This is a genomic window from uncultured Psychrosphaera sp., assembly GCF_947500655.1.
GTDB lineage: Bacteria > Pseudomonadota > Gammaproteobacteria > Enterobacterales > Alteromonadaceae > Psychrosphaera.
The window spans coordinates 51,585-75,877 of record NZ_CANMSK010000021.1 but is presented as its reverse complement, the minus strand read 5'-3'; the positions used below and the strand labels follow the sequence as shown (position 1 = coordinate 75,877).

27 protein-coding genes are annotated in these 24,293 nt (G+C 36.2%); 15 read left to right on the top strand and 12 right to left on the bottom strand.

Translation table 11 applies throughout. The features are described from left to right. Window positions 1–133: 133 nt before the first annotated feature. The 4 genes from hslU to priA all read right to left on the bottom strand — a co-directional run bounded on the left by hslU (window position 134) and on the right by priA (window position 5,028). Complete coding sequence (gene hslU, locus Q0940_RS15260) at window positions 134–1,468, bottom strand: ATP-dependent protease ATPase subunit HslU (protein ID WP_299270410.1); 1,335 nt, start codon at window positions 1,466–1,468, stop codon at window positions 134–136. A gap of 19 nt (window positions 1,469–1,487) precedes the next feature. Further along, complete coding sequence (gene hslV, locus Q0940_RS15255) at window positions 1,488–2,006, bottom strand: ATP-dependent protease subunit HslV (protein ID WP_299270407.1); 519 nt, start codon at window positions 2,004–2,006, stop codon at window positions 1,488–1,490. A 234-nt stretch (window positions 2,007–2,240) separates the two neighbouring features. Continuing rightward, the gene (locus Q0940_RS15250) at window positions 2,241–2,774 is read right to left on the bottom strand and encodes an SPOR domain-containing protein (RefSeq protein ID WP_299270404.1); all 534 of its coding nucleotides are present in this window, start codon (window positions 2,772–2,774) and stop codon (window positions 2,241–2,243) included. Window positions 2,775–2,805: 31 nt separating this feature from the next. Beyond that, on the bottom strand, window positions 2,806–5,028 hold the full coding sequence (gene priA, locus Q0940_RS15245) for a primosomal protein N' (RefSeq protein WP_299270401.1): 2,223 nt from the start codon (window positions 5,026–5,028) through the stop codon (window positions 2,806–2,808). Window positions 5,029–5,119: 91 nt separating this feature from the next. Between priA and Q0940_RS15240 the strand changes: the two genes are divergently transcribed. The 3 genes from Q0940_RS15240 (at window position 5,120) to Q0940_RS15230 (ending at window position 7,496) form a co-directional block, all read left to right on the top strand. Next, window positions 5,120–5,470, top strand: a complete 351-nt coding sequence (locus Q0940_RS15240) for a hypothetical protein (protein ID WP_299270399.1) — start codon at window positions 5,120–5,122, stop codon at window positions 5,468–5,470. Window positions 5,471–5,609: 139 nt separating this feature from the next. Next, on the top strand, window positions 5,610–5,822 hold the full coding sequence (rpmE, locus tag Q0940_RS15235) for a 50S ribosomal protein L31 (RefSeq protein WP_105050878.1): 213 nt from the start codon (window positions 5,610–5,612) through the stop codon (window positions 5,820–5,822). Window positions 5,823–6,278: 456 nt separating this feature from the next. Then, a complete protein-coding gene (locus Q0940_RS15230; RefSeq protein WP_299270394.1) occupies window positions 6,279–7,496 on the top strand; it encodes a malic enzyme-like NAD(P)-binding protein in 1,218 nt (405 codons plus the stop codon). A 126-nt stretch (window positions 7,497–7,622) separates the two neighbouring features. On the opposite strand, the gene metJ is transcribed toward Q0940_RS15230, so the two are convergent. After that, entirely contained in the window at window positions 7,623–7,940 is a 318-nt protein-coding gene (gene metJ / locus Q0940_RS15225) for a met regulon transcriptional regulator MetJ (RefSeq protein ID WP_299270391.1), read from the bottom strand. A gap of 198 nt (window positions 7,941–8,138) precedes the next feature. On the opposite strand from metJ, the gene metB reads away from it, so the two are divergent. From metB to Q0940_RS15195, 6 genes are all read left to right on the top strand, one after another. Next, window positions 8,139–9,428 (top strand): cystathionine gamma-synthase, encoded by a 1,290-nt coding sequence (gene metB / locus Q0940_RS15220; protein WP_299270389.1) that lies wholly within the window; start codon window positions 8,139–8,141, stop codon window positions 9,426–9,428. Continuing rightward, window positions 9,422–10,552, top strand: coding sequence for an aspartate kinase (locus Q0940_RS15215; RefSeq protein ID WP_299270387.1), 1,131 nt, complete (start codon window positions 9,422–9,424; stop codon window positions 10,550–10,552). The genes metB and Q0940_RS15215 overlap by 7 nt, the downstream gene beginning before the upstream one ends. Before the next feature lie 10 nt (window positions 10,553–10,562). Beyond that, complete coding sequence (gene metF, locus Q0940_RS15210; protein WP_299270384.1) at window positions 10,563–11,459, top strand: methylenetetrahydrofolate reductase; 897 nt, start codon at window positions 10,563–10,565, stop codon at window positions 11,457–11,459. 255 nt (window positions 11,460–11,714) lie between these two features. Further along, window positions 11,715–12,176, top strand: coding sequence for a DUF5665 domain-containing protein (locus Q0940_RS15205; RefSeq protein WP_299270380.1), 462 nt, complete (start codon window positions 11,715–11,717; stop codon window positions 12,174–12,176). 137 nt (window positions 12,177–12,313) lie between these two features. Continuing rightward, the gene (locus tag Q0940_RS15200) at window positions 12,314–12,895 is read left to right on the top strand and encodes a PhnA domain-containing protein (protein ID WP_299270377.1); all 582 of its coding nucleotides are present in this window, start codon (window positions 12,314–12,316) and stop codon (window positions 12,893–12,895) included. A 100-nt stretch (window positions 12,896–12,995) separates the two neighbouring features. Continuing rightward, the gene (locus Q0940_RS15195; protein WP_299270374.1) at window positions 12,996–13,679 is read left to right on the top strand and encodes a methyltransferase domain-containing protein; all 684 of its coding nucleotides are present in this window, start codon (window positions 12,996–12,998) and stop codon (window positions 13,677–13,679) included. 92 nt (window positions 13,680–13,771) lie between these two features. Here the strand turns inward: Q0940_RS15195 and slmA are convergent, their stop codons facing one another. Both slmA and coaBC read right to left on the bottom strand, forming a co-directional pair. Beyond that, window positions 13,772–14,356, bottom strand: coding sequence for a nucleoid occlusion factor SlmA (gene slmA, locus Q0940_RS15190; protein WP_299270371.1), 585 nt, complete (start codon window positions 14,354–14,356; stop codon window positions 13,772–13,774). A 21-nt stretch (window positions 14,357–14,377) separates the two neighbouring features. After that, a complete protein-coding gene (gene coaBC / locus Q0940_RS15185; RefSeq protein ID WP_299270369.1) occupies window positions 14,378–15,622 on the bottom strand; it encodes a bifunctional phosphopantothenoylcysteine decarboxylase/phosphopantothenate--cysteine ligase CoaBC in 1,245 nt (414 codons plus the stop codon). A 155-nt stretch (window positions 15,623–15,777) separates the two neighbouring features. Between coaBC and radC the strand changes: the two genes are divergently transcribed. Continuing rightward, on the top strand, window positions 15,778–16,452 hold the full coding sequence (gene radC, locus Q0940_RS15180) for a DNA repair protein RadC (RefSeq protein WP_105050868.1): 675 nt from the start codon (window positions 15,778–15,780) through the stop codon (window positions 16,450–16,452). A 37-nt stretch (window positions 16,453–16,489) separates the two neighbouring features. Here radC and Q0940_RS15175 read toward each other — a convergent pair whose 3' ends face one another. The 5 genes from Q0940_RS15175 to Q0940_RS15155 form a co-directional block, all read right to left on the bottom strand. Then, on the bottom strand, window positions 16,490–16,909 hold the full coding sequence (locus Q0940_RS15175; RefSeq protein ID WP_299270364.1) for a DUF6691 family protein: 420 nt from the start codon (window positions 16,907–16,909) through the stop codon (window positions 16,490–16,492). Then, complete coding sequence (locus Q0940_RS15170; protein ID WP_299270361.1) at window positions 16,909–17,343, bottom strand: YeeE/YedE thiosulfate transporter family protein; 435 nt, start codon at window positions 17,341–17,343, stop codon at window positions 16,909–16,911. Before Q0940_RS15170 ends, Q0940_RS15175 begins: the two co-directional genes overlap by 1 nt. A 92-nt stretch (window positions 17,344–17,435) precedes the next feature. Continuing rightward, window positions 17,436–18,533, bottom strand: a complete 1,098-nt coding sequence (locus tag Q0940_RS15165; protein ID WP_299270358.1) for a glycosyltransferase — start codon at window positions 18,531–18,533, stop codon at window positions 17,436–17,438. Between the two features lie 74 nt (window positions 18,534–18,607). Then, window positions 18,608–19,231: a hypothetical protein gene (locus Q0940_RS15160; RefSeq protein ID WP_299270357.1), complete on the bottom strand. Its 624-nt coding sequence runs from the start codon at window positions 19,229–19,231 to the stop codon at window positions 18,608–18,610. Between the two features lie 7 nt (window positions 19,232–19,238). After that, entirely contained in the window at window positions 19,239–20,594 is a 1,356-nt protein-coding gene (locus Q0940_RS15155; protein ID WP_299270355.1) for a capsule assembly Wzi family protein, read from the bottom strand. 317 nt (window positions 20,595–20,911) lie between these two features. Between Q0940_RS15155 and Q0940_RS15150 the strand changes: the two genes are divergently transcribed. From Q0940_RS15150 to rpmG, 5 genes are all read left to right on the top strand, one after another. Beyond that, window positions 20,912–21,994, top strand: a complete 1,083-nt coding sequence (locus Q0940_RS15150; protein WP_299270352.1) for a capsular biosynthesis protein — start codon at window positions 20,912–20,914, stop codon at window positions 21,992–21,994. Next, window positions 21,991–22,749, top strand: a complete 759-nt coding sequence (locus Q0940_RS15145) for a glycosyltransferase family 25 protein (protein WP_299270349.1) — start codon at window positions 21,991–21,993, stop codon at window positions 22,747–22,749. The genes Q0940_RS15150 and Q0940_RS15145 overlap by 4 nt, the downstream gene beginning before the upstream one ends. Before the next feature lie 40 nt (window positions 22,750–22,789). Continuing rightward, window positions 22,790–23,458, top strand: coding sequence for a sulfotransferase family 2 domain-containing protein (locus Q0940_RS15140; protein ID WP_299270347.1), 669 nt, complete (start codon window positions 22,790–22,792; stop codon window positions 23,456–23,458). Window positions 23,459–23,707: 249 nt separating this feature from the next. Then, entirely contained in the window at window positions 23,708–23,944 is a 237-nt protein-coding gene (rpmB, locus tag Q0940_RS15135; RefSeq protein WP_299270343.1) for a 50S ribosomal protein L28, read from the top strand. Between the two features lie 9 nt (window positions 23,945–23,953). Next, on the top strand, window positions 23,954–24,109 hold the full coding sequence (gene rpmG / locus Q0940_RS15130) for a 50S ribosomal protein L33 (protein ID WP_105050859.1): 156 nt from the start codon (window positions 23,954–23,956) through the stop codon (window positions 24,107–24,109). Window positions 24,110–24,293 lie beyond the last annotated feature (184 nt).

Here is a 24,293-nt window from a genome sequence, read left to right as displayed (position 1 = left end):
TAATTGATATCGGATTTTGAACTATTCAAAAGATCGGTCAATGGATCGTTAAATATTTCTTAACTGATCGGCATTACGAGTTATCGGGCTTTTTATTTTGTTAAGTAACTATTAAGAAACTATATTGATAATGTTAAAGAATAAACTTACTTAAATCTTCGTCTTCAACAATTTCATCAAGATTGTCTTTAACAAAAGTTTGATCAATTACAACTGTGCTTCCGCTATTTTCAGATGCGGTAAATGAAATCTCTTCCATTAAACGTTCTAAAATTGTGTGTAAACGTCGTGCACCAATATTCTCGCTACGTTCATTAACTTTAAATGCAACTTGAGCAATCTCTTTAATACCGTCTTTCGTAAACTCAATGCTTAATCCTTCAGTAGCCAGTAAAGCAATATATTGTTCAGTTAATGAAGCATTAGGCTCTGTTAAGATACGTTCAAAGTCTTCCGGTGTTAATGCACTTAACTCAACACGGATAGGTAAACGACCTTGCAGTTCAGGAATTAAATCAGACGGTTTGCTCATCTGGAATGCACCTGATGCGACAAACAACATGTGATCGGTTTTTACCATACCGTATTTAGTGGAAACTGTACTGCCTTCCACTAAAGGCAGTAAGTCTCGTTGCACACCTTCACGGGAAACATCAGCACTGTTTGCACCTTCACGTTTACAGATTTTATCTATTTCATCAATAAATACTATGCCGTTTTGTTCAGCGGCTTCAATAGCTTGTTCTTTTAAATCGTCGTTATTAACTAACTTGGCAGATTCCTCGTCAATTAACATTTTCAGCGCGACTTTAACCTTTAACTTACGAGGTTTAGTTTTATCACCCGATAAGTTTTGGAACATGCCTTGTAATTGAGATGTCATTTCTTCCATCCCTGGAGGTGCCATGATCTCTACGCCAATTTCTTTTTGGGCAACATCAATTTCAATTTCTTTATCGTCTAACTCACCTTGGCGTAAACGTTTACGTAGCACTTGGCGAGTTGAACTTTCTGGATCTTCAGATTGAATATCTTGACCAAATGAATCACGCGGTTTTGGTAATAAAGCATCTAAAATACGCTCTTCCGCTGTTTCTTCAGCTTTGTGCTTATTTTTTTTCATTGCGACTTCGCGGGTCAATTTAATTGATACTTCAATTAAGTCGCGAATAATTGATTCAACTTCTTTACCTACATAACCAACTTCTGTGAACTTAGTTGCTTCAACTTTTATAAACGGTGCATGAGCTAATTTTGCTAAGCGACGAGCAATCTCGGTTTTACCAACACCAGTAGGGCCTATCATTAGGATATTTTTAGGTGTTACTTCAGCACGTAATTCTGCATCAAGTTGCATACGACGCCATCTATTTCTAAGGGCTATTGCTACAGCTCGTTTCGCATCATTTTGACCGATAATATGTTGGTCTAACTCGTGAACGATCTCTCTTGGGGTCATTGCTGACATTTGATCACCTTTTAAAATTCTATAATTCTTCGATAGTTAAATTGTTATTAGTGTAAACGCAAATATTGCCGGCAATGTTTAAACTTTTTTCTACAATTTCTCTGGCTGATAGTTCAGTATTTTCCATTAACGCAGTTGCAGCAGCTTGAGCAAATGGACCGCCCGAACCTATAGCAATTAAATCATTTTCAGGCTGAATAACATCACCATTACCCGTGATAATAAGCGATGCAGTTTCATCAGCTACGGCGAGTAAGGCCTCTAATTTGCGTAACATTTTATCGGTACGCCAATCTTTTGCTAACTCAACGGCTGCTTTGGTTAAGTGCCCTTTATGTATTTCTAATTTAGCTTCAAATTTTTCAAATAAAGTGAATGCATCGGCGGTGCCGCCAGCGAATCCAGCAATAACTTTATCTTTATATAAACGTCTTACTTTTACAGCATTACCTTTCATGACTGTATTACCAAGTGAGACTTGTCCGTCTCCACCTAATACAACATTATTACCACGACGAACTGATACGATAGTAGTCATTACACATTCCTAAAAACTTAGATTACGATGTATGTAATGGTTTTTTCTTTGAATTCAAGTCTGGCAGTTTAATAGTGAGTATAAATTTTTTGATTTAGCGAGGGAGAGCGTAATTAAAAAGAGACATTTGATAAAAGGCTTTCACCTTTTTTGGGAATTTAAAATTAATTGGTAAAACAGTTTAAGACTTAATATTCGTAAATTAAGTGCTTAAACCGTTCTAACCTTTAGATATTATCTAAACAAACAACCATGAATGCCGTTACGTTTAAGTTCATGTCGTGTTTTTTCTGCGGTGCGCTTTTTCTCATAAGGGCCTAAGTCAACACGATACCAAAGTCCTGAAGTGCCTTTATATTCTTTTACTTTAGATTCAAATCCTGCAAAAGCTATTTTAGCTTTTAAAGCCTCTGCACGTTCTTTTGAACGAACCGTTGTGCAGCGCACTATATATGGACCTTTATCCTCTAACTCTTCAGTACTGACTTTTACTTGTTTGTTTTCTAACTCTTCAATGAACTGCCACTCTTCGTCTTCCGGCGGTGGTGGTAAGGTTTGTTTGGTTTTCTTTGTTGTTTTTTGCTCTTGTTCAACAACACCGGTAGATGACCCGCCATCGATTTGAGATAGAAAATAAGCAAAGCCAAATACAGCTACTAAAATTATAGATAATTTAAACACTGGGAATGGTCTAGTTTCTCTTGCTTTAGAACTTCGTCTAGGCTGTCTTTTGTTTTTATTTTGGCTTACGTAATCTTTATTTTTCATATTGGGAGGGGAACCTTAATTTAAAAATTGGTTAACTTAAATCCAGAGGATCTATGTCAATTGACCAGCGAATTCTATTATCCTTTTGCACAGTATCCAAGTTTTCAATTAACCAATCTACTACTTTATGTAAATAAGGTCGTGATTTACATTGAATCGTTAGCATGTGTCTAAACTTACCAGCCTTTTTTGTCATTGGTGCTGGACTTGGTCCTAGCACTAATAAGTCTTTAAATTGATTTAAGTGCGGGCTTATAGATTGTAGCCAATGGCTAGCATATTCTTCATTAGTGGCTTCTGCACGGATAAGTGCTTGATAAGAATATGGCGGTAAACTTAACATTTCACGTTCTGTTAATGCAAAGCTAGCAAAGTCTGAATATTTATTATTAACTAAATCTTGGATCACTGGATGTTCTGGGAACTTTGTTTGTAGCCAAACTTCACCTTTTATACTTCCTCTACCAGCGCGTCCGCTTACTTGTACTATTAATTGAGCTAGCTTTTCTGGTGCTCTAAAGTCACTGCTAAATAGCGAACCATCCACATCAACAATCCCGACTAAACTAACATTTGGGAAGTGGTGGCCTTTGGCAACCATTTGCGTGCCAACAATAATTGAAGGCTCACCTTTATTAATTTTCTCCAATATAGCTTCAAAGTCGCCTTTTTTACTTGTGCTGTCCCTGTCCAAACGTATTACCGGGAAATCAGGAATGGCGTCTTGTAAGGCTAAATGTAATTGTTCTGTACCAACACCAACCGTTGATAAACGAGTGGAGCCACAACCTCCACATTGGTGTACGGTTGGTTGTTGATCGCCACAATGATGACAAATTAGCAGGTTTTTACTTTTATGAAAGGTAGTGAAGCTGCTACACCTTGAGCATTCAGTTAACCAACGACATTCTTCGCACATTAGTACAGGAGCAAAACCTCGGCGATTTATAAACAACATAACTTGTTGTTTTGCCGCTAAACATTGCTTTATTTTTGCAAGCAATGGCTCACCAATTCCTGAGTCTACTCGGCATTGATTTAGGTCTAACAATTTCATTGTTGGTAATTGACTACCAGCAGCCCGACTTTTTAATTCCAAATGGTGAAATTTACCCACTAAGGCATTTTGTAAGGTTTCTAGGCTTGGTGTAGCTGAGCCTAATATAACTGGAACATTAGCGAGTTTAGCTCGATACAAAGCAAGAGAGCGACAATGATATTTAAAACCTTCTTGCTGTTTAAATGATGCGTCATGCTCTTCATCAATAACTATCATGCCCAAATCAGCAAAAGGTAAAAATACACCAGAGCGTGTTGCAATAACGATTTTGGCTTGCCCGTTGCGGGCTTTATACCAAGTGTTAAATCTTTGCTTGTCTGTCATACCAGAATGCCAAAGCTCGACATCTAAATTAAAGCGTTGTTTGAATCGGCTAATTGTTTGTGGTGTTAATCCTATTTCCGGCACACAGACAAGTACTTGCTGCTGCTTTAATAAAACATGTTCAATTGCCTGTAAATAAACTTCAGTTTTACCACTGCCGGTAACGCCATCGAGTAAAAAGCAACTGGATGGGCTGTTACTCGCTGATGAGCTATTAATGGCAGAAACTGCTATTGCTTGTTCAGTATTAAGTGATAACTGACCGGAAACATCATCAGCTGTTACATTTTTAACGTTAGCTGGCATTGCTTGCCAATTTGCCCAACCTTCATCAACAAAACGTTTAATGCTGGTGGACTTAACATCGGCAACTGTTAATTCAGCGCGAGTGTAACTGCCTTGTTTTAGTAAAGTGAGTAACTTGTGCAACTGCGTCGCATTTTTAGATAACTGCTCATCAATGCTTTTATCACCAGATAGCACTAGAGCTTGAGGTGCTAATTGAGCGATGGTTTTATTTTCACGTAAAATGCCAGGTAACGCAGAAGCGAAAACTTCGCCTATTGGGTGTTTGTAATAATCAGCAGCCCAGTGTAATAAGTTTAATTGCTGGGTATTAAAGCTACTTTCATTTTCTATCAGTGCTTTAATTGGTTTAAGTTTTTCAATTGGATATTCTGATTCATCAGTAACCTTGATCACAACACCAACTAAAGTCTGGCGCCCAAAAGGTACTATTACTCTTTGACCTTGTTGTGGTTTATTGTTTTCTTGGGTATCTGTTGTTGGCTCTAAATAGAGGTAGTCAAAAAGTTTCCGCAATGGAAGAGGTAAGGCTACTTGTAGAACTTGATTGTTAAATAAAGACATTACACTCTATAACCCAAATGGATAAGTTGACAAAACAAAGGCAATCACTTACTTTTGCTAGGATTTACGTAACTACAAATAGTAAAAACAGATGAAATTATCTTTACCCACTATGTATAAATTTATATTTTCATGCTTAATTTTAAGCGTGAATGTTAACATATATGCAAAAGAAGCAAGAACCTATTCTACTGAAGGTTATTGTATTCTTGCGTTTGAACAAGTGGACCATGATTACTTAAAAGAGTATGAAAGTCGACTTGGTTTTCGTCCTAAAGTTAAACTGTGCAATAGAGTGAATAGACTTATTGTTGAGTTTCAACCAAAAAGCTGGATTTATCAGTTTGGCCAGCCTTATCCAGGTAGCAGCATCTATTTAAACCCTGAACAAGTGGAAAAAATAATAGAAGCTCGAGGGAAAAACAAGAAGCGTCGTCGATAATTGAATTATCTTTGATTTTTACATTGGTATCGCTTGATCTTTGGACGATACCCATTATAATGCGCGCTCGAAATTTTATTTAACTTCGTATGGTATTCGGCAATGACCGGATGGCGATACGGCCCAATGAGGTATTCCCATGCAAAAAGACATTCATCCACAGTACGAAGAAATTAACGTATCTTGTTCATGTGGCAACAAATTCGTAACTCGTTCAACAGTATGTAAAGATTTACACTTAGACGTATGTTCTGCGTGTCACCCTTTCTATACTGGTCAACAAAGAGAAGCTACTACTGGTGGCCGTGTTGATAAGTTCAAGAATCGTTTTGGTATGCTTGGCAAAAAGTAATTATTGCCTAATATACAAAAAAAGCATCGAAAGATGCTTTTTTTATGCCTGCGGTAAAATATTTATTCCCTCACACTTTCTTCATTTTGTTGTTATTAACTAACAAACTTCTTTTCTGATGAAATATCCTCTGTGTATTAAAATAGAGCTATCTTGTTTTTAATTGTGCTAATAATTTATCAAGTATAGGTTAATTGTATTCATTTATAAAACTTGTAGGTTGAATTTAAATGTCTAAATTGATGCTAAATGTTGTTAAATTACATATAACTGGTATGAACAGCAGTAAACCTTATATCTTATTACTAGCATAAGGTTTTGTCTGTGTGACTTTAGTAGTACATTAACTCTAATATAAAGTCCGTTAATGTTAGTTGTAGATAACTTAGTCCTACAACTGAGATTAAATAATTAAATTATTGCTTTAATTAGCTAGATATCAGGAAAATAATAAAAATGTCTGATTTGAAAAAAAGAGCATTGGAGTATCACCAGTTTCCAAAGCCTGGGAAAATAGAAGTATCCTTGACCACATCAGCTGAGACAGTTGATGATTTAGCGCTAGCTTATAGTCCAGGAGTTGCTGAGCCTGTAAGGGAAATTGCATTAGATCCAAATAATGCTTACAAATATACAGCCAAAGGTAATACCGTTGCTGTGATCACAAATGGCACGGCTATTTTAGGCTTGGGGGATCTTGGTCCTTTAGCGTCTAAACCCGTAATGGAAGGTAAAGCACTACTGTTTAAACGATTCGCGAATATTGACTCGTTTGATATTGAAGTAACCCACAACACTACAGATGAGTTTATTAATACAGTTGCCTGTATTGCCGACTCATTTGGTGGAATTAATTTAGAAGATATTAAAGCACCAGAGTGCTTTGAAATTGAAAAAGAGTTAATTCGTCGCTGCAATGTGCCTGTATTTCATGATGATCAACACGGTACGGCAATCGTTACTAGTGCTGGAATGTTAAACGCGTTGGAAATCCAAGGTAAAAGCATCCATGAGTGCACTATTGTTTGCTTAGGCGCTGGGGCTGCGGCCATCGCATGTATGGAACTCCTGATAAAATGTGGAGCCCAAAGAGAACGTATTTATATGTTAGATCGCAAAGGGGTTATTCATACCAGACGCACTGATTTAAATGAATATAAAATGCTGTTTGCTAATAACACAGACAAACGCACGTTAGAAAATGCCATCGAAGGTGCTGATGTATTTGTCGGCGTATCAGGCGCAAACTTACTAACAGCTGAAGCATTAAAACTAATGGCGCCAAATCCGGTGGTTTTTGCTTGCTCAAATCCAGATCCAGAAATTAAACCAGAACTGGCTATGTCAGTTCGTGACGATTTAATTATGGCAACAGGACGCTCAGATTACCCAAATCAGGTTAATAACGTGCTGTGTTTTCCATTCATTTTCCGTGGGGCCTTAGATGTAAGAGCAACTGTGATTAATGATGAAATGAAGATTGCAGCAGTGGAAGCGATAAGACAACTAACAAAAGAGCCTGTGCCTGAAGAAGTATTAAAAGCATCAAACGTGAAGGAGTTAACTTTTGGTAAAGGTTATATCATTCCAAAACCGATGGATCCGCGTTTATTAGAGCGAGTATCAAAAGCCGTGTCTGATGCCGCGATAAAATCTGGTGTTTCTAGGATTTAAGCTAAATGTTTAAATAAGTAGTTTAAAAAGGTACTTGTGAAATACAGGTATAAAAAAACCGCAGTGTAATTAAATACTGCGGTTTTTTATTTGAAAAAAAATAAAATAAATTATGTTTTATTTGAATTATTCTTCAATTGTTGGAATTTCTTTGCCCATTTTAATAAGAATGTTTCTTACTTCTTCTGGAATTTGCTCTGGATTTTCTTTCATTAAATCATTATCTGCTGGTAATGGTTGCCCAGTAAAAGCATGTAAAAATGCTTCACATAATAATTCACTGTTGGTTGCATGCCTAAGATTTTGAACTTGACGACGAGTTCGTTCATCCGTCAACACCTTTAAAACATTGAGCGGGATAGATACTGTGATCTTTTTTACTAGCTCAGATTTTTTTCCATGCTCTGCATATGGGTGAATATATTCACCATTCCACTTTGCCATAACAAACCTATTAGTTTTGAATTCAGCTATTAATAATGTAATAACTGATGTGCTAAATTTTTAAGACGGTGAAATTGTATTGAATTTATTTATTTAGTCAATTATCGCATTCTAAAAGTTTAGACGTCTAGATGGTTGACAATAATAATTATCGGGTTATAGTTTAGCCATCTAAACGTATAAAAGTCTGAGTTAAACATGTCAAACGAGTTATTAACCAATCTTGATGCTGCCACAATAGCAGTTCAATCTGGATTGAATTCTGATACAAATCATAATTCTGTTGTTGCCCCAATTTATTTGGCCACTAACTTTGAGTTTGACACTATAACTAACAAACCTAGCTTTGATTATAGTCGCGGTGGAAACCCAACCAGAGACTTATTAGCTCAAGCACTTACTGAATTAGAACGTGGTAAAGGTGCGGTGGTTACCTCATCTGGCATGGCGGCAATTAACTTAGTACTACAACTGCTAACACCACAAGACACTTTGGTTGCACCAAAAGACTGTTACGGCGGTACACACCGTTTATTTACAAGTCTAGCTAAGCGTGGCGGATTTAATCTGGTTTGGTTAGACTTTTATGCTGATGACTTAGACAAACAACTTATTCAAACCAAACCACAAATGATCTGGTTAGAAACTCCAAGTAATCCTTTATTACGCTTAACTGACATTGAACATATTTGCCAAGTAGCTAAGCAAGTTAAAGCAAAAGTGGTGGTGGATAACACCTTCTTATCTCCGCTAGGTCAGTCTCCTTTAGCATTAGGTGCAGACATTGTTGTGCACTCTAGTACTAAATATCTTAACGGTCACAGCGATGTAGTATCTGGTGCGGTTATTTCGGCGGATGAAGAAACCCATGAGCAAGTTCGTTGGTGGGCAAATAATACTGGAGTCACAGGCGCGCCATTTGATAGTTATTTAATTTTACGCGGCATAAGAACATTACCAATTAGAATTAAACAACACAGTGAAAATGCTCAAGCTATAGCGGAAATCTTGTTAGCACATAAAAATGTCACCACAGTAAATTATCCTGGGTTACCTCAGCATCCAGATCACCACTTAGCTAAGCGTCAGCATAAATATCATGGTGGTATGGTTAGTTTTGAAATTAATGCCAGTGCTAGCCAAATAGATGCTTTTGTAAAGCAATTCAATTTATTTACTTTAGCTGAATCATTAGGTGGTACGGAAAGTTTGATCTGTCATCCAGCTAATATGACGCATGCCGCTATGGATGCAGAAGCACAAAAAGAAGCCGGAATAACCCCGCAACTTATTAGACTGTCGGTTGGTATTGAAGCAAAAGGCGACTTAATTAATGATTTAGTAAATGCACTGGATTCATTGGACAATATTAAGCACTCAAGTGGATTTTGTGCAGACGGTGAAACATCTATAGTACAAGAAAGTTTAAGCGATGAAGACGTTTCTGCTACTTGCCGGTTAAGTCCTGCATTGGCGGCGTTATGGTAAACAAAGCGGTAGGAAAAAAATTAGCACAAGTAAATATTGTTTTACTGGGTAAAGGTAATGTTGGCAATGCTTGGTTATCTTTATTTGAAGAGCAAAAAGCGCGTTATGCTGACACGGTTATTGTTAATTTAATCGCGGTGGCTAATTCAACAAAATACTTACTTAATCTTGCAGGTTTAAGTGTTGATGAATTTAATGAGTTTTCTAAAAATTCGGTAAGTGGAAATCTATCTGGGTTAACGGAAAAAGTAACACAAGCTAACTTAGACAATATAGTGATTATAGATGTTACAGCGAGCCAAGATATCACCCTGAGCTATCCTGAATTTGCTGCATTAGGTTGGAACATTATTTCAGCCAATAAAATACCGGGAACGGTTTCTTCTGAAAGATATAAACGTTTGATAAGTTTGTTAAAAACTAATGCTTGTTACTGGGGAATAAATGCCACGGTTGGCGCCGCTTTGCCTATACAGTCGAGTTTAGTTGAGTTGATTCAAGCAGGCGATCGAATATTATCTATCAGTGGTGTTTTTTCTGGTAGCTTATCTTATTTGTTGGTTAATTATGACGGTAAAACAAGTTTCACCGATTTAATAAAACAAGCTCGAGATGCTGGGTTTACTGAGCCTGATCCAAGAGATGATTTATCTGGTGCAGATGTTCAAAAAAAGCTACTAATTTTAGCTAGATTAGCAGGTTATATCATTAATTTAGATGATATTGATGTAAAACCATTATTACCAGAGACGTTCTTAGAAGGCAGTTTAGCTGACTTTTGGGGTAAAAAAGATCAGATTGATAGTTATATGGCTGAGACATTTGCAAATGCCGCACAGCAAAATCAGAAATTAGTTTATCAAGCAAAAGTAAGCTTTGTGGATAAAGTTGCTTTAACGTCTGTAAGTTTAACGTCATTACCAAGTAGTAATGCCGTGACGCAGCTATCACCAACTGATAATGTATTTACTTTGAAAACTGACTTTTATAACGAAAATCCTTTGATTATTCGAGGTCCGGGCGCAGGAGCTATAGTTACCGCGACAGCCGTGAATATTGATTTAAACAAATTTGTAACTCAGTTGGCTATTTCCAACGAGACAAGCAACCATAACAAGAATTAGAGAGAGCGAAATGAGTTTTCATAATGCACAGCACTTAGAGTCAATAAATAACAACTTATTGGATATCAAAGGAAAAATTGATGTTTCATTTGAATTTTTTCCACCAAACTCAGAAGCAATGGAAACCACTCTTTGGAATTCAATTGAGCGTTTAACACCATTAAATCCAAAGTTTGTGTCGGTTACTTATGGTGCAGGCTCGGGTACACGTGATAGAACTCATGACGTAATCAAACGTATTCAGCAAGATACTAATTTATCTACTGCTGCGCATTTAACCTGTATTGATGCCAGTAAAGAAGAGTTAATTCAAGTTGCTAAAGATTATTGGAAACACGACGTTCGTCATATTGTTGCATTACGTGGTGACTTGCCAGATAACTCAGCAAAACCACATATGTATGGTTCTGACTTAGTAGAGTTATTAAAGTCAGTGGCTGATTTTGATATATCAGTTGCTGCATATCCAGAAGTGCATCCAGATGCTCGTAATGCTCAAGCTGACTTAATTAATTTAAAACGTAAAATTGATGCGGGCGCGAACCGAGCTATCACGCAATTTTTCTTTGATGTAGAAACTTATTTACGCTTTAGAGACCGCTGTGCAGCTGCGGGTATTGAAGCTGATATTATTCCAGGCATATTACCAGTAACTAATTTTAACACGTTAAAACGCTTTGCAGGCTTAACCAATGTAAATGTACCTAATTGGATCCACGATTCTTTTCAAGGACTGGATAATGACCCAACAACCCGTAATATGGTCGGTGCGTCTATTGCTATGGATATGGTTAAAGTCTTATCTAAAGAGGGTGTTAAAGATTTCCATTTTTACACATTAAACCGTAGTGAGCTAACGTATGCTATTTGTCATATGCTAGGTGTACGTCCTCAGGTTCAGCCGTAACCTCATCATTTATAAAGTAAAAATAAATAAAAAGAGATTTGTTTACCTTAAATGAATCTCTTAATTTTTCTTTCATCTAACTCTGCTCAAATTCATCAGTACTTTGTTAAAATCAATTAAACTTTCCCAAACAAATAAATTAGTCATTACAGATCATGTCTACAATGGTATAAAAGAGCATAGATTGCAGTGAATATTGCTAAGTGATAGCAATTGATCTAATTAGCAAGATTACGGATAGGACATTAAATTAGTATGAACGACGTTACGCAACAAACTCCTAAGGATGCTTCAAAAGACGCTTCAGATGAATTAGCAGAAAATGTAGCGAAAGAAGCTAGCACTGAAATAACTGATTCAGAAAATCCCAGTATAGAAAGAGCTATTACAGAAAACCCAGCACAAAAGAATCAACAGCAAAGTACACAACAAGAAACCCATCATCAAATGGAGCAAATTCTTGCTCAAACTGAAAAGGTTAATGAACAATTAACTAAATTCCATAAGCATAAGTTTGTGCAAGCGTATAATTCGATCCCTCGGCTTTTATGGTTCCAATTACTTAAAGGTGTGGCCTTTGGTTTAGGCAGTGTTTTAGGTGCAACCGTTGTTTTGTCAGCATTAGTTTATTTGTTGTCGCAAATCGAATTTATCCCTTTTATTGGGGAGTGGGTATCCGAAATATTGGAAGTAGTAAAAACCCAAGTTCCTAATTAATTCAGTTTTTATAACTGCATTTAGGTTTTATTACGGACAAAAATAGGCTAATACTTTAAATTTATCGCATAAATTGGCATAATCCGCCCTCATATAATTGAGCTTAACGCTCAGCTAGGTTTATTTTAAGGATTATCATGGCAATCGAATCAGCATTAAAACAAAGAAGTAATGATGTGTGTGAGTTATGCGGCTCAACTGATGGGCTAACAGTGCAAGCTGTTGCACCAAAGGACGCTTCAAATTCAGATGATTGTGTTTTAGTTTGTTCAACATGTTCTTCACAGTTAAGCGGTTCAGAGCCATTAAATATTACTCACTGGCGTTGTTTAAACGACAGTATGTGGAGCACAGTTCCTGCGGTTCAAGTATTATCATGGCAACAACTGAGCGTGTTAACGAAAGCTGGTGAAGGTTGGGCTCAAGACTTATTAGACATGATGTATCTAGATGATGATGCAAAGGCATGGGCTGAATCTGGTATTGCACATTTAATGTCTGACGATGATGCTGAAGCCTTTGACTCAAACGGTGTTAAATTGTCAGCTGGCGATAACGTTTATTTGATAAAAGATCTGCAAGTTAAAGGCGCTGGTTTTACTGCAAAACAAGGTACAACAGTTCGCGGTATTTCGTTAACCTCAAATCCTGAGCATGTTGAAGGTCGAGTTAACGGACAAAAAATTGTTATTTTGACTAAATTTGTAAAAAAAGTTTAGATTTATACTGCGATATCAATCGCATCAAACTCTGATTTATTCATACCATTTGGGGACTAAATCAGAGTTTTTCTTTATCCCCCTGTAAATATGAGATCTTATGACTGAAGGTAACTCCAGAAGTATTACATCGAACCAAATTGGCATTAACGACGATTTAGATAAGGTAGTAAATAAACATTTAACTTCTGAATTTAAAAAGCCGTATGCACCTTACTCTTTGGCAGGTTTTGCAGAAATTAAAACTAAAGTTAATGCGTTTTTGTTGGATAATCCAGATGGAAAGCTAATCTTAGATTCTTGTTGTGGAGTAGGGGAAAGTACTTACCATTTAGCCGTTAATAACCCAGATATGTTGGTGATTGGCATCGATAAATCTGAGCATAGAATTGATAAGTCTGAGCACCATTTTCAACAAAAGGTGAATAACTTTATGTTGATCCGTGGTGACTTAAATGACTTGTGGCGATTAATTGCAGAGGCTAATTGGCCGATAGCACATCATTATATTTTATACCCAAATCCTTGGCCTAAAGGTAAACACTTACCAAGACGATGGCACGGCGCACCGGTATTTAAATACATACCTTTATTAAGTGAAAAACTCACAGTAAGAAGTAATTGGGATATTTATATTAATGAGTTTGCTCAAGCGCTTACACATATGAATGTAAAAGCCATAGTGACTGAATATACCAGTGATAATGCAATGACACCATTTGAGCGTAAGTATTGGGCAAGTGGGCAGAAAAGTACTGAGTTGAATGTAACCTTTACTAACTAGAGTCGTTAGTGTTTATTTTGCTGTGTTGATAAAAAACCATAAGCTCTTTTATTCTCTTATAGAGAGAGCTTATGTTGTTTATTTAGCGTGTTTTACCAGAAAAGCTGCCAACCTTTCCATTGAGTATCAAAACCTTCCATTGGGCTACGAGTAAAGCCTGAACGTACAAATTGATTCATCTTTCCTTCAGTATAAGCCAATAGCATATTAGCAAAAGCGGCTTCATCAATAGGGAAGGTTTTACCTTCTCGTAATTTTCGCTCACGTAATACCTGTTTAAATTGAGTTTCAATTTTTTCAAATAGTGCTGCTATACGTTCTCTTAAACGGTCATGTTCACCCATTAAAGCATCGCCCGTTAAAATTGCAGTAATACCGCGATTCATTTCAGAAAAACCTAAAATAAGCTTCATCATATTAGAAATACGACCTTCCGTAGATTTATCTTTTTCTAATATAATATTAATACGTGATAATAACGTGCCTTCAATAAACTCAATTAAGCCTTCATACATTCTGGCTTTACTAGGAAAGTGACGGTACAAAGCAGCTTCAGATACGCCTACTTTTTCTGCTAATTTTGCAGTAGTAATACGTTGACCTGAGTGACTTTCCAACATTTCCGCAAGGCATTGTAATATTTGCTCTTTACGATTTCCTTTTTTTCCTGCTGGCATAACGTTCCTCGAATTTAAATTTTAGCGGTTATATGTTTGATGAATTAACGATAACAAATGTTTAGCTAATGCATTTTTGTTATCTAGAGGTAAGTCCTTACTTCCATCATCCCAATATACTTTAAGCGCATTTTGATCAGAATTAAAGCCCTGACCTGAAACTGATACATCATTTGCACAGATCATATCCAAGTTTTTGCGTTGCATCTTCGACTTAGCGTATTGTTCTACGTCTTGAGTTTCAGCGGCAAATCCAACCACAAAAGGGCGGTGAGCCGTTAACGCTGCCACATCTTTTACAATATCTGGATTTTTGGTCATGGTTATTTGCATCACATCATTATCTTTTTTGATTTTTTGTGTTGCTACATTGTCTGGTCGGTAATCGGCTACTGCAGCACAGGCAATAAATACATCAGAGTTTTTAGCTAAATCAAGACTGGCTTTATGCATTTCACAAGCACTGACTACATCAACTCTTGATACGTTAGCTGGCGTGTTTAAGTTAACGGGCCCAGCAATTAGATTAACCTTAGCGCCAAGTTGCTCAGCCGCTTGTGCTAACGCAAATCCCATCTTGCCACTTGAGTGATTAGAGATATAACGAACCGGATCAATACCTTCACGGGTAGGACCCGCTGTAATTGTAATTGTTTTGCCTTTCCAGATAGGCAATGCAATTACCGTTGGAGAAACGTCCAGTGCTGCAGCAAAGTGTTGCACACAGGTTTCAACAATGAAAGACGGTTCTACCATACGACCTAAACCTATATCACCACATGCCTGCTCTCCGCTTGCAGGACCACAAATAGCAACACCACGCTGAGTTAATACATTCAGATTGTGCTTAGTGGCGGCATGAGCATACATTTGTTGATTCATTGCAGGACAAACAATGACAGGTGCCGAGCTTGCTAATAATAAGGTAGTTGCTAAGTCGTTGGCTAAACCAGTTGCCATTTTTGCGATCATATCGGCGGTTGCAGGTGCAACTACAATTAAATCAGCCCATTTAGCAAATTCTATGTGCCCCATTGATGCTTCTGCTTGAGGGTCTAATAAATCCTCTGAGACAGGCTCACCACTAACCGCTTGTAATGTTAATGGCGTTATAAAAGCTTTAGCACCTGAGGTCATCACGACTTTTACATTACAGTCATGTTCTTTAATTCGGCGAACAAATTCAGGCATTTTATAGGCAGCAATACCGCCTGTAATAATAAGGAGAATGTTTTTATTAGAATTCAATTGGGAGATCATGGTCATATTTTTGTTGCCAATATTGGTAAAAATGAAAACGGACACTATAATTTTTAGGGCTATACCTTAACGTTTTTCGAGTTTGGAAACCATTGTTTAACTCAATAATGTTTAACTTAACTAACGTAAAATCATAAAAACAATTATTGCACGGAGGCAGTATGTCATTAAATCATTGGCCACAACATTTAAAACCTAGAGAAAAGTTGCTAAATCAAGGGGCTGACTCTTTGTCTGATGCGGAGTTGTTAGCTATATTTTTACGCACAGGTGTAGTGGGGATGGATGTTGTTAGTCTCGCTACCCATGTACTCCAACATTTTGGTTCGTTAAATCAATTATTTAACGCTGACGAAAGTGCTTTTTGCCAAACTAAGGGCATGGGGCAAGCTAAGTTCGTGCAGCTGCAAGCTGTGTTAGAAATGTCTAAACGTTACTTTCAAGAGTCAATGTTTCGAGAAAATGTATTGGACTCACCAGAAGTGGTGAGAACGTATTTACATCAATTGTTAAGAGATGAAACTTATGAAAAGTTTTTGATTATACATTTGGATAATCAGCACAGAGTCATTAATGATGAAGTATTATTTACCGGTACAATCGATGCTGCCGCTGTATATCCAAGAGTGGTTGTCGACTCGGTTATTAAGCACAAAACAGCCGCTGTGATATTTGCCCATAATCATCCATCTGGAATTTCAGAGCCTAGTAATGCCGATATAAACCTCACCAATAAACTTAAGCAAGCCTTGTCTCTTATTGATGTTAGAACACTCGACCACTTTGTTATCGGTTATAACGAAGTGGTGAGCTTTGCGGAACGAGGGCTGCTGTGAGTTTAAGCTAAGCCTTAGTGAGCGTTTCAGTAATAACTTAGCTGGTGGTTTTATTACAAATAAATGCACCAATTAACATGCTGACAATAAAAACTGCTGTTTGCCAATAACCGTAACTAATTGAGGCAATCGCAGGGCCTGGGCAATACCCAACTAAGCCCCAACCTATGCCAAACATCGAAGAACCAATTACTAGTTTCTTATCTATCTGGTTGAACTTTGGTAAGTGAAATGACAAATCAAATATAGGGCGCTGGCGCTTCAAGATAAGCGGGAAGGTTAATATAGTGACGATTAATGCTGCTAACATTACAAAAACTAAGCGACTATCCCATTGACCAAATACGTCTAAAAAACCTTGTACAACATGAGTATCATTCATACCTGAGATAGCTAAACCTATACCGAATAATAAGCCCGCTAATAAAATTATTAAATAGCTAAATAATGTCTTCATTACAATCCTACAAGGTGTTTAAGGGCATAGACAGAAACAAATCCAAATAGCATAAAGGTTATTGTCGCCACTAGGGATCTTGACGAAAACCGAGCGATACCACAAACGCCGTGTCCGCTGGTACAACCGTTACTCAGTTTTGTGCCAAATCCAGTTATTAAACCGGCAAGGATCAACAAAGGAATATTGTCTGTTGGCGCATCTGGAATAGGGAGTTTATAAATTTGATGGACTAATAAAGGACCGAGTATTAGGCCCAGCAAAAATACCCAACGCCAAGGTTTGTTTATTTCGTTGGAATCTAATAATGAAAAGGTAATGCCACAAATACCGGCTATCCTGCCAATAAAATAAAGCATTAAGATAGCAGATATCCCGATGAGAATACCGCCAAAAGCGGCTAAGAAAAAATCACTAGAGGTTAATTCAACCATTAAAAAAAGCTCGATAATTGATAAAGAAGTATTTTAGCAGTTTCTAAAATACAGGTCTTATATCTAAGTTATAGGTTATATAACTTAGGTATCTACTTAATTAAGTCCAGATAAGCCTTAACCGCAGAATCAATAGAGAATTGTCGATGGATATGTTCCAAGTCAATTTTTGGCGGTGATTTTAATGCTTGAATAATTTTGCTTGCTAGAGCTTTTGGATCATTTAAAGGTACTAAAAATTCACCTTGCTCGCCTGTGAGTATTTCACTTGGACCATAATCACAATTGGTACTTACTACAGGCGTTTGGCAAGTTAGACTTTCAATTAGAGTAGTAGGAAGGCCTTCATAATCTGAACTTGAAACTAGTAATTTTGCACCTGCAAGCCAATTGTATGGGTTCTCTTGAAACCCCGGTGTGATGATCCTATTTTCAACGCCATATTTAGCTGCTATTTTTCTGGCTTTTTTGTCGTACTTACATAAAAGGACTAATTTAATATCTGGTACCAAAGCAAGCGCTTGAAACAATATGTCATGACGTTTTTGTTTAACGACTCTTCCTGCATGGATTAAATATGGTTCCTTTGGAATATCATTATTTGACTCAGATATTAATTGGGTGATCTCTGATATATCTGTTGGATTATAAATACGAATAACAGATTTAGGCTTAATATATTTCTCAGAAAGCGCTTCGTTTTTTACACCATCAGATACAGCAATTAAATTTTTATTATTGTAAGAGCTTTTTTCTCTTTTTTTACGCAAATACTTTATTGGACCAAGTCTAGCTTCACGCTTTAATTCTTGTGCCATCGCATTATGCAAAATGTAAAATGTATTATTGAAATGACAGCGAGATAACACTTTACAAGTTGGATCTAGATTAGCTAAGTGTAAATCAAATTCACCATGTTCTTTGGTAACGTCTTGAACTAGCGTTTGCATATCTGCAACGGTTTGTCGGATATTAAATATATTGGCACTTTTGCGGTGTTTCACATTCTTGTAAAGAATGTGAACCGCGAAGTCCTGTGAAGGGGTGTATTCAATCCTAGACTCTAATAAAAAAAAATGTACCTGATGACCTGCTGATTTTAAGCCAGAGGCAAGCGTTAACATGACTTTTTCAGCACCACCACCGCCTAAACTGTCGATAAATATGGCTATGTTTTTTTTACTTATCACTTAATTCATTTCCCACTTATTTCCATGCTTTGAATCATTATTTTTTGAGGTATTGCTAGTTGATTATTTTATTACTAAAAGTAATAGTTCACACCAAAAGTGATAGCTTTAAAAGCTGAAAAAGAGTCGAACCCATCGTAGCTTGGTCCTGTTGGATCTTCAGGTGAAAGTTTATCTCTAGCTATTGTATCAAAGTATTGAGCCTCAAATTGCAGTCCCCAATTACCCCATTCAGCAGGGCGATATAATACACCAAATCCCATACTGTAGCCATAAGCTGGTGTTCTAAATTGATAACTCGCTGCTCCCACAAACGCATTAGCCTTAAATGATTCTGATAATGTTCTATGATAATCAAGAGCTCTAACGTTGAGTAACATAGAACCATCAAACTCTTGTATATCTATTCGTGAACCTATCGAACTAGAAGGTGAAACGGCTTGTTGCACAGAAATACCTAAATACTGTCCTAATTTAGCAGAACTAAATGAAGGGATCTCTTGTTGAATTGCCTCATATAATCTACTCGAATATACAGACGCTCCAAAATCCATCCTGAGCTGGTAACCTTGAGTATTATTGAACGGTAAGCTTTCTTTGTCAGTACTTTGTAATTCAGAAGCATAAGATGTTAAACAGAAAAGGCCACAAAAAAAGCTGAGTAAACTAATTTTAATTATAAAAGATATTTTTTTCATTTAATATTTACCAAGCAATTGACGTTGAAATTAAAAAGTAAGATTCGCCAAATATGTCTTTGCCATATTCAAATGAAGACTCCCATAAGTAACTGTCGACAGTTTTAATCCAATCTGCTTTTAATTGATAGCTAGTATCATAATCATATTGGGTATAACTTTCATTTTCGGTCATACTCGCTGTAATTGTTATGTCATCACCATTTGGCTGGAGCCAATACAATTTTGTCATTATATTATAAGCACCTACACCATCACCTGAAAATGAAGAATCTCTATTACGTGATTCCGCAGCCCAATGGCCAATGATATTACCTTGGTTTGTTAGACCATCTTTATAGACATGATGGACATACCAACCATTTTGCCATTCAGATATCTCTAAGCGTAATCCTATATTTTCTGTAATGGTAGGAATGTAAAGTCCAGCAGACAGTGCTGAGTTACCAAGTTTATAGTTATAATCTCGGCTTGTATCCTCTCCTGCGTATTCAAAATATAAAGAAAAAGGGGTTTTACCACTGAAGGTAAACTGGCTGACAATAGACGCAGCTTGATTACCAAATTGCTCATCTACTGTTAAATCTGCATCTGTATTATCATTGGTGGTAGGGTTAAAAAAAGCCCCAAAAAAGTCATTAAGTGAATTATTTCCTCGTTCACCACCACCGGATTGTAATAACCTATTTATTCCTAAGCTAAACCCTTGCCAAGGAGAAATCGAAAGTTGGAGCCCAGTTATAATCGGTTTTCCGCTAATATATTCACTTTGGTAATAAATATTATCTGATGCTGATAACTCACCCACGAACAGTTCATAACTAATGCCTAAATCAGAAAGTGGCGTTGAGTTTGATATGGAAAGAGTGGGAATCGTTTCTGCGTGAGTGCTTAATAACATTGCTGAGTTTTCCATTGGTGATAACCAATGAGGTTTAGTGCCCAAGTCAAGTTGCAACCAATCAGTGCCGATTGAAAGGTAAGTGTTCTCTAATGTCGTGTGTTGTTCATTCAGTTGAGCACCTGCGCTGATTGACATGTAATCGCTTAATTGGCTGTAACCAGTAATATAAGCATAATAACCTGCCTCATAGTCAATACCACGTTGATTTGCTAAGGAAGCATCGACCTTATTAGAACGTTGGATCGCTAATTTTGCATTTACAACAGATACTGAAGCTTCGTATCTTTTTAGGTAATGTTTAATATCTGCGCAGATTGAACTTTGCTGTATTGGACATATCTTTTTTAAAGCTATTTGTACTTGATTAATTGCCAGTGGCTTTTTTAATGATGACATATTTGCCAGCAAAAATAGCTGATCCACTTTACGTTCAATTTGTGGTGATTGCTTTAATGGCAAATAGGCAGTGGTTCCTGCAATAGCCAAAGAAGATGTTAAATATAGGAGAATTAATATGAGTTTTATTTGCACAGTAGAGATCAATATGACTATAAATTTGATGATAGTGTAATGGCTTTTGTTTTGAAATCTACTATTTCATTAACTTTTTGATAATACTGCGCTAATATCGGCGAAGATTAAAAGAATGAAAATCATTGAGCTAATTTATTTTGAAATCAAATTATAAAAAACAACAATATTTGTTTATCTCCCGAAAATCGTCTCATTACCGCTATTATAAAAAATTAATATCGTATTTAGGTGAGCGAGCTGAATTGCATAAACTAAAAACCTTTGTGTTACCTAAGTTTAGCCAGTGGTCAAAAGTCAATCAACTTAACATCACAGATTTGGTCGAGGTTCACTTAAAAAGAAAGCAAGTTCGTCATCCAATATTAAAACATTCTAAGTTTTTAAATTTTTTAGTGTGTTGCTTTTATCGTTTTCGAGAAAAGTCCAGAGCCAGCTTCTATTTTCAATTATTTGCTGATCACCCATGTGAAACAGTTGTCATTTGGAATGGTATGAAGCAGCCAAATAGAACACCTTATATCGTCGCGCAAGCAGCGGGTAAAGAAACAATGCTGTTTGAAAATGGATTGTTACCTAATACAACCGTACTTGATAGCAAAGGTGTTAATGCGGTAAATTCGTTGCCTCGAGATCCTAATTTTTATTTGAACTGGCAAGGGAAAGTTGAAGATGCAGATAAAACATTGGTTGCTAGAAAAGCACATAAAAATCGAAAAGTAAGTAAGGCGGAAATTACCCTACCTGAACGTTATATTTTTGTGCCATTTCAGGTGCCAAATGACACACAGATTGTTTGTCATTCGCCTTGGGTACCTGATATGGAGTCTTTTTATCAATCGATAGAAAATGCATTAACTTTTTTACAGCAACAAGCCGACTGGAAACAGGTGAAGTTTGTGATTAAAGAACATCCTAGCTGGCCACGTAGTTTTGTCGATTTGCATAATAAAAACAGCGATATTATTTTTGCTAATGAAAATAATACACAGGCACTTATCGAAAATTCACTCGCGGTGATCACTATTAATTCAACCGTTGGTATCGAATCCCTACTTTTGAATAAAAATGTGATCACTTTGGGAAATGCGTTTTTTAATATAGATGGCCTAGTTTATCATTGTGCAGATCAGTTACAGCTTAATAATACTTTACTAACCATTGAGCAACATTCGGTTAATCAAGAGCTGGTAAATAAGTTTTTAAATTATATGAAAGTGGAATACTTGTTACCACAAAGTTGGAATAACTTAACCAATGAAATTGAACATTTTGAAGCTGTTGCTCAACGTTTAGAAACACCATATATCCCTAAGGAAGTAAAATGAAGTTTAAAGTATTTTTGATAAATCTAGACAAAAGTACCGACCGTTTAGAGTTATGCCAAAATGAACTGAAAAAATACAATATAGATTTTGAAAGAATTCCTGGTGTATACGGTAAGGATTTGACAACGGAAGAAGTTGAAACAATTTATGATGAAAGTAGAAATGACAAACACTATAAAAAACCGTTAAGCCTAGGTGAGATAGGGTGCTATTTAAGTCATATTAAATGTTGGCAAAAAATAGTAGATGAAAAGTTAGACTATGCGGTTATTTTAGAAGATGATTTTAAGTTAGATAGTAACTTTAAAGAGTTTGAATCTGTTTTTGAGCAGATGCAAAATTGGGATTATGTAAGAATGGCATTCTCTTCAAGAAAAGTCCCTATTGTAAAACGTCATAAAATAACTAATACACGTGATTTAGTTTATTATAAAAAAATACCGATTAATACTTTAGCTCAGGCTGTCTCATTAGAAGGCGCAAAAAAGCTGTTAGCCAATTCAAAAACAATTTTTAGGCCAGTAGATGTTGATATGAAACACTATTGGGAAAAAGAGATTAATATACTTGGCATTGACCCTCCACTTATTTTAGATCGTTATGACTTCACCAGTGAAATCAGTCAAATGTCTGACGGAAAAGGCCGTATGTCTAAAACTTCAATTTGGAAAAATTTGCGCTATGTATTGAACTATAAAATAAAACATTTCTTTTATAGTTTTATAAAACAAGATTTGAAGTCATTTTGTAAATGACCCGAAGGGATTTAGAATTACACCATTGAGAGTTATTTTAGTGAAAAAGAAAGTAAAAAACTATAATCAATTATCAAGGATGTTACGTCGGATTTTAGGGAAAACTCTGTATCGAGGAGGAATGGACAAAAGAAAAGCGATTTTTGTTCATATCCCTAAAGCTGCGGGTACTTCAGTGTGCAAAGCTGTATTTGATTGTCCCGATAGTAGCCATTATACGGCACGATGTTATCGTAGTGATAATCCGGTGAAGTTTGATAATTATTTTAAATTTACCGTGGTTCGTAATCCTTATGATAGGTTTTGCTCAGCATATAACTATTTGAAAAATGGCGGTGAACGTTTAAGCGAAAAAGATAAAATTTTTAGAGATACTTTTTTAAATGATTTTTCCGATATTAATGATTTTGCTTTACATGGTTTATATTGTGAAGAGTTATATCAACGACCTCATTTTGATCTTCAATATGAATATATATTTGATGATAATGAAAAAACATTATTGGTCGATTTTGTCGGGAGAATGGAGAGTTTAGAACAGTTCACTCAACAGTTAAGTAATGAGCTTGGTACAAATATAGACATAGGACATGAAAATAAAACGCGCTCTGCTGCAGTATGTTTGAATGATAATATAACTGAACAAGCCAAAGCGCGAATTTACGAAAAGTATAAAAAAGACTTTGAATTACTGGGGTATGAAAAGTAAATAAAGTTAGGTTTGGTCTGATGAATTGTTTATTTGTTTTTAGGAATTAATTCCCTAAAAATCTTAGCTTTGTTTAAAAAACAAACTTAATTGCAAAAAAGACGAAAAAAACCATCTTATTTACAACTAAAACTTGACCTTAATCATCAAATTCTGTATAAATTGCGCCCTTTCGAATGCCCGGACAAATCAATTGGCCAATAGGGCGAATTAGATTGACGTCAGAATTTTTGTTTTGGAGTAAATGACATGGCTAAAGTTTGCCAAGTAACAGGTAAGCGTCCAACGGTTGGTAACAATCGTTCACACGCGCGCAACGCTACTAGACGTCGTTTCTTACCTAACCTACAAACACACCGTTTTTGGGTTGAAAGTGAGAAGCGATTTGTGAAATTACGTTTATCTACTAAAGGTATGCGTATAATTGATAAAAAAGGTATTGATACAGTGCTTGCAGATATGCGTGCAGATGGTCAAAAAATCTAAGGAACTAACATGCGTGATAAAATTCGTTTAGTTTCAACGGCTGGAACTGGTTATTTTTATACTACTGATAAAAATAAAAAGCTAATGCCTGAAAAGATGGAAATCAAAAAATTTGATCCAAAGATCCGTAAACACGTGATCTTCAAAGAAGCTAAAATTAAGTAAGCTTTTTGATTCTATTGAAACTTTTGCAAAAGTTTAAAAAACCTGACTAACGTCGGGTTTTTTTATGTCTAAAATTCAAGTTTAGTAAAAACGTTGGTAATAATGAATTTTAAGCTCGCACAATAAGTTTAAATTGTGCGATTATAATACCAATTGTATTAATGAATTGATTAGTTCAGAGCTA

What these genes read in the sequence shown, in the direction of transcription:
- Q0940_RS15145 (WP_299270349.1), top strand. Translation starts at nt 21,991, where the DNA reads ATGAAGTTTAAAGTATTTTTGATAAATCTAGACAAAAGTACCGACCGT.
- rpmE (WP_105050878.1), top strand. Translation starts at nt 5,610, where the DNA reads ATGCAAAAAGACATTCATCCACAGTACGAAGAAATTAACGTATCTTGT.
- metF (WP_299270384.1), top strand. Translation starts at nt 10,563, where the DNA reads ATGAGTTTTCATAATGCACAGCACTTAGAGTCAATAAATAACAACTTA.
- metJ (WP_299270391.1), bottom strand. Translation starts at nt 7,940, where the DNA reads ATGGCAAAGTGGAATGGTGAATATATTCACCCATATGCAGAGCATGGA.
- Q0940_RS15250 (WP_299270404.1), bottom strand. Translation starts at nt 2,774, where the DNA reads ATGAAAAATAAAGATTACGTAAGCCAAAATAAAAACAAAAGACAGCCT.
- hslV (WP_299270407.1), bottom strand. Translation starts at nt 2,006, where the DNA reads ATGACTACTATCGTATCAGTTCGTCGTGGTAATAATGTTGTATTAGGT.
- Q0940_RS15160 (WP_299270357.1), bottom strand. Translation starts at nt 19,231, where the DNA reads ATGAAAAAAATATCTTTTATAATTAAAATTAGTTTACTCAGCTTTTTT.
- Q0940_RS15200 (WP_299270377.1), top strand. Translation starts at nt 12,314, where the DNA reads ATGGCAATCGAATCAGCATTAAAACAAAGAAGTAATGATGTGTGTGAG.
- Q0940_RS15230 (WP_299270394.1), top strand. Translation starts at nt 6,279, where the DNA reads ATGTCTGATTTGAAAAAAAGAGCATTGGAGTATCACCAGTTTCCAAAG.
- Q0940_RS15240 (WP_299270399.1), top strand. Translation starts at nt 5,120, where the DNA reads ATGAAATTATCTTTACCCACTATGTATAAATTTATATTTTCATGCTTA.
- priA (WP_299270401.1), bottom strand. Translation starts at nt 5,028, where the DNA reads ATGTCTTTATTTAACAATCAAGTTCTACAAGTAGCCTTACCTCTTCCA.
- Q0940_RS15205 (WP_299270380.1), top strand. Translation starts at nt 11,715, where the DNA reads ATGAACGACGTTACGCAACAAACTCCTAAGGATGCTTCAAAAGACGCT.
- Q0940_RS15215 (WP_299270387.1), top strand. Translation starts at nt 9,422, where the DNA reads ATGGTAAACAAAGCGGTAGGAAAAAAATTAGCACAAGTAAATATTGTT.
- rpmG (WP_105050859.1), top strand. Translation starts at nt 23,954, where the DNA reads ATGCGTGATAAAATTCGTTTAGTTTCAACGGCTGGAACTGGTTATTTT.
- hslU (WP_299270410.1), bottom strand. Translation starts at nt 1,468, where the DNA reads ATGTCAGCAATGACCCCAAGAGAGATCGTTCACGAGTTAGACCAACAT.
- Q0940_RS15170 (WP_299270361.1), bottom strand. Translation starts at nt 17,343, where the DNA reads ATGGTTGAATTAACCTCTAGTGATTTTTTCTTAGCCGCTTTTGGCGGT.
- coaBC (WP_299270369.1), bottom strand. Translation starts at nt 15,622, where the DNA reads ATGACCATGATCTCCCAATTGAATTCTAATAAAAACATTCTCCTTATT.
- Q0940_RS15175 (WP_299270364.1), bottom strand. Translation starts at nt 16,909, where the DNA reads ATGAAGACATTATTTAGCTATTTAATAATTTTATTAGCGGGCTTATTA.
- rpmB (WP_299270343.1), top strand. Translation starts at nt 23,708, where the DNA reads ATGGCTAAAGTTTGCCAAGTAACAGGTAAGCGTCCAACGGTTGGTAAC.
- Q0940_RS15195 (WP_299270374.1), top strand. Translation starts at nt 12,996, where the DNA reads ATGACTGAAGGTAACTCCAGAAGTATTACATCGAACCAAATTGGCATT.
- metB (WP_299270389.1), top strand. Translation starts at nt 8,139, where the DNA reads ATGTCAAACGAGTTATTAACCAATCTTGATGCTGCCACAATAGCAGTT.
- radC (WP_105050868.1), top strand. Translation starts at nt 15,778, where the DNA reads ATGTCATTAAATCATTGGCCACAACATTTAAAACCTAGAGAAAAGTTG.
- slmA (WP_299270371.1), bottom strand. Translation starts at nt 14,356, where the DNA reads ATGCCAGCAGGAAAAAAAGGAAATCGTAAAGAGCAAATATTACAATGC.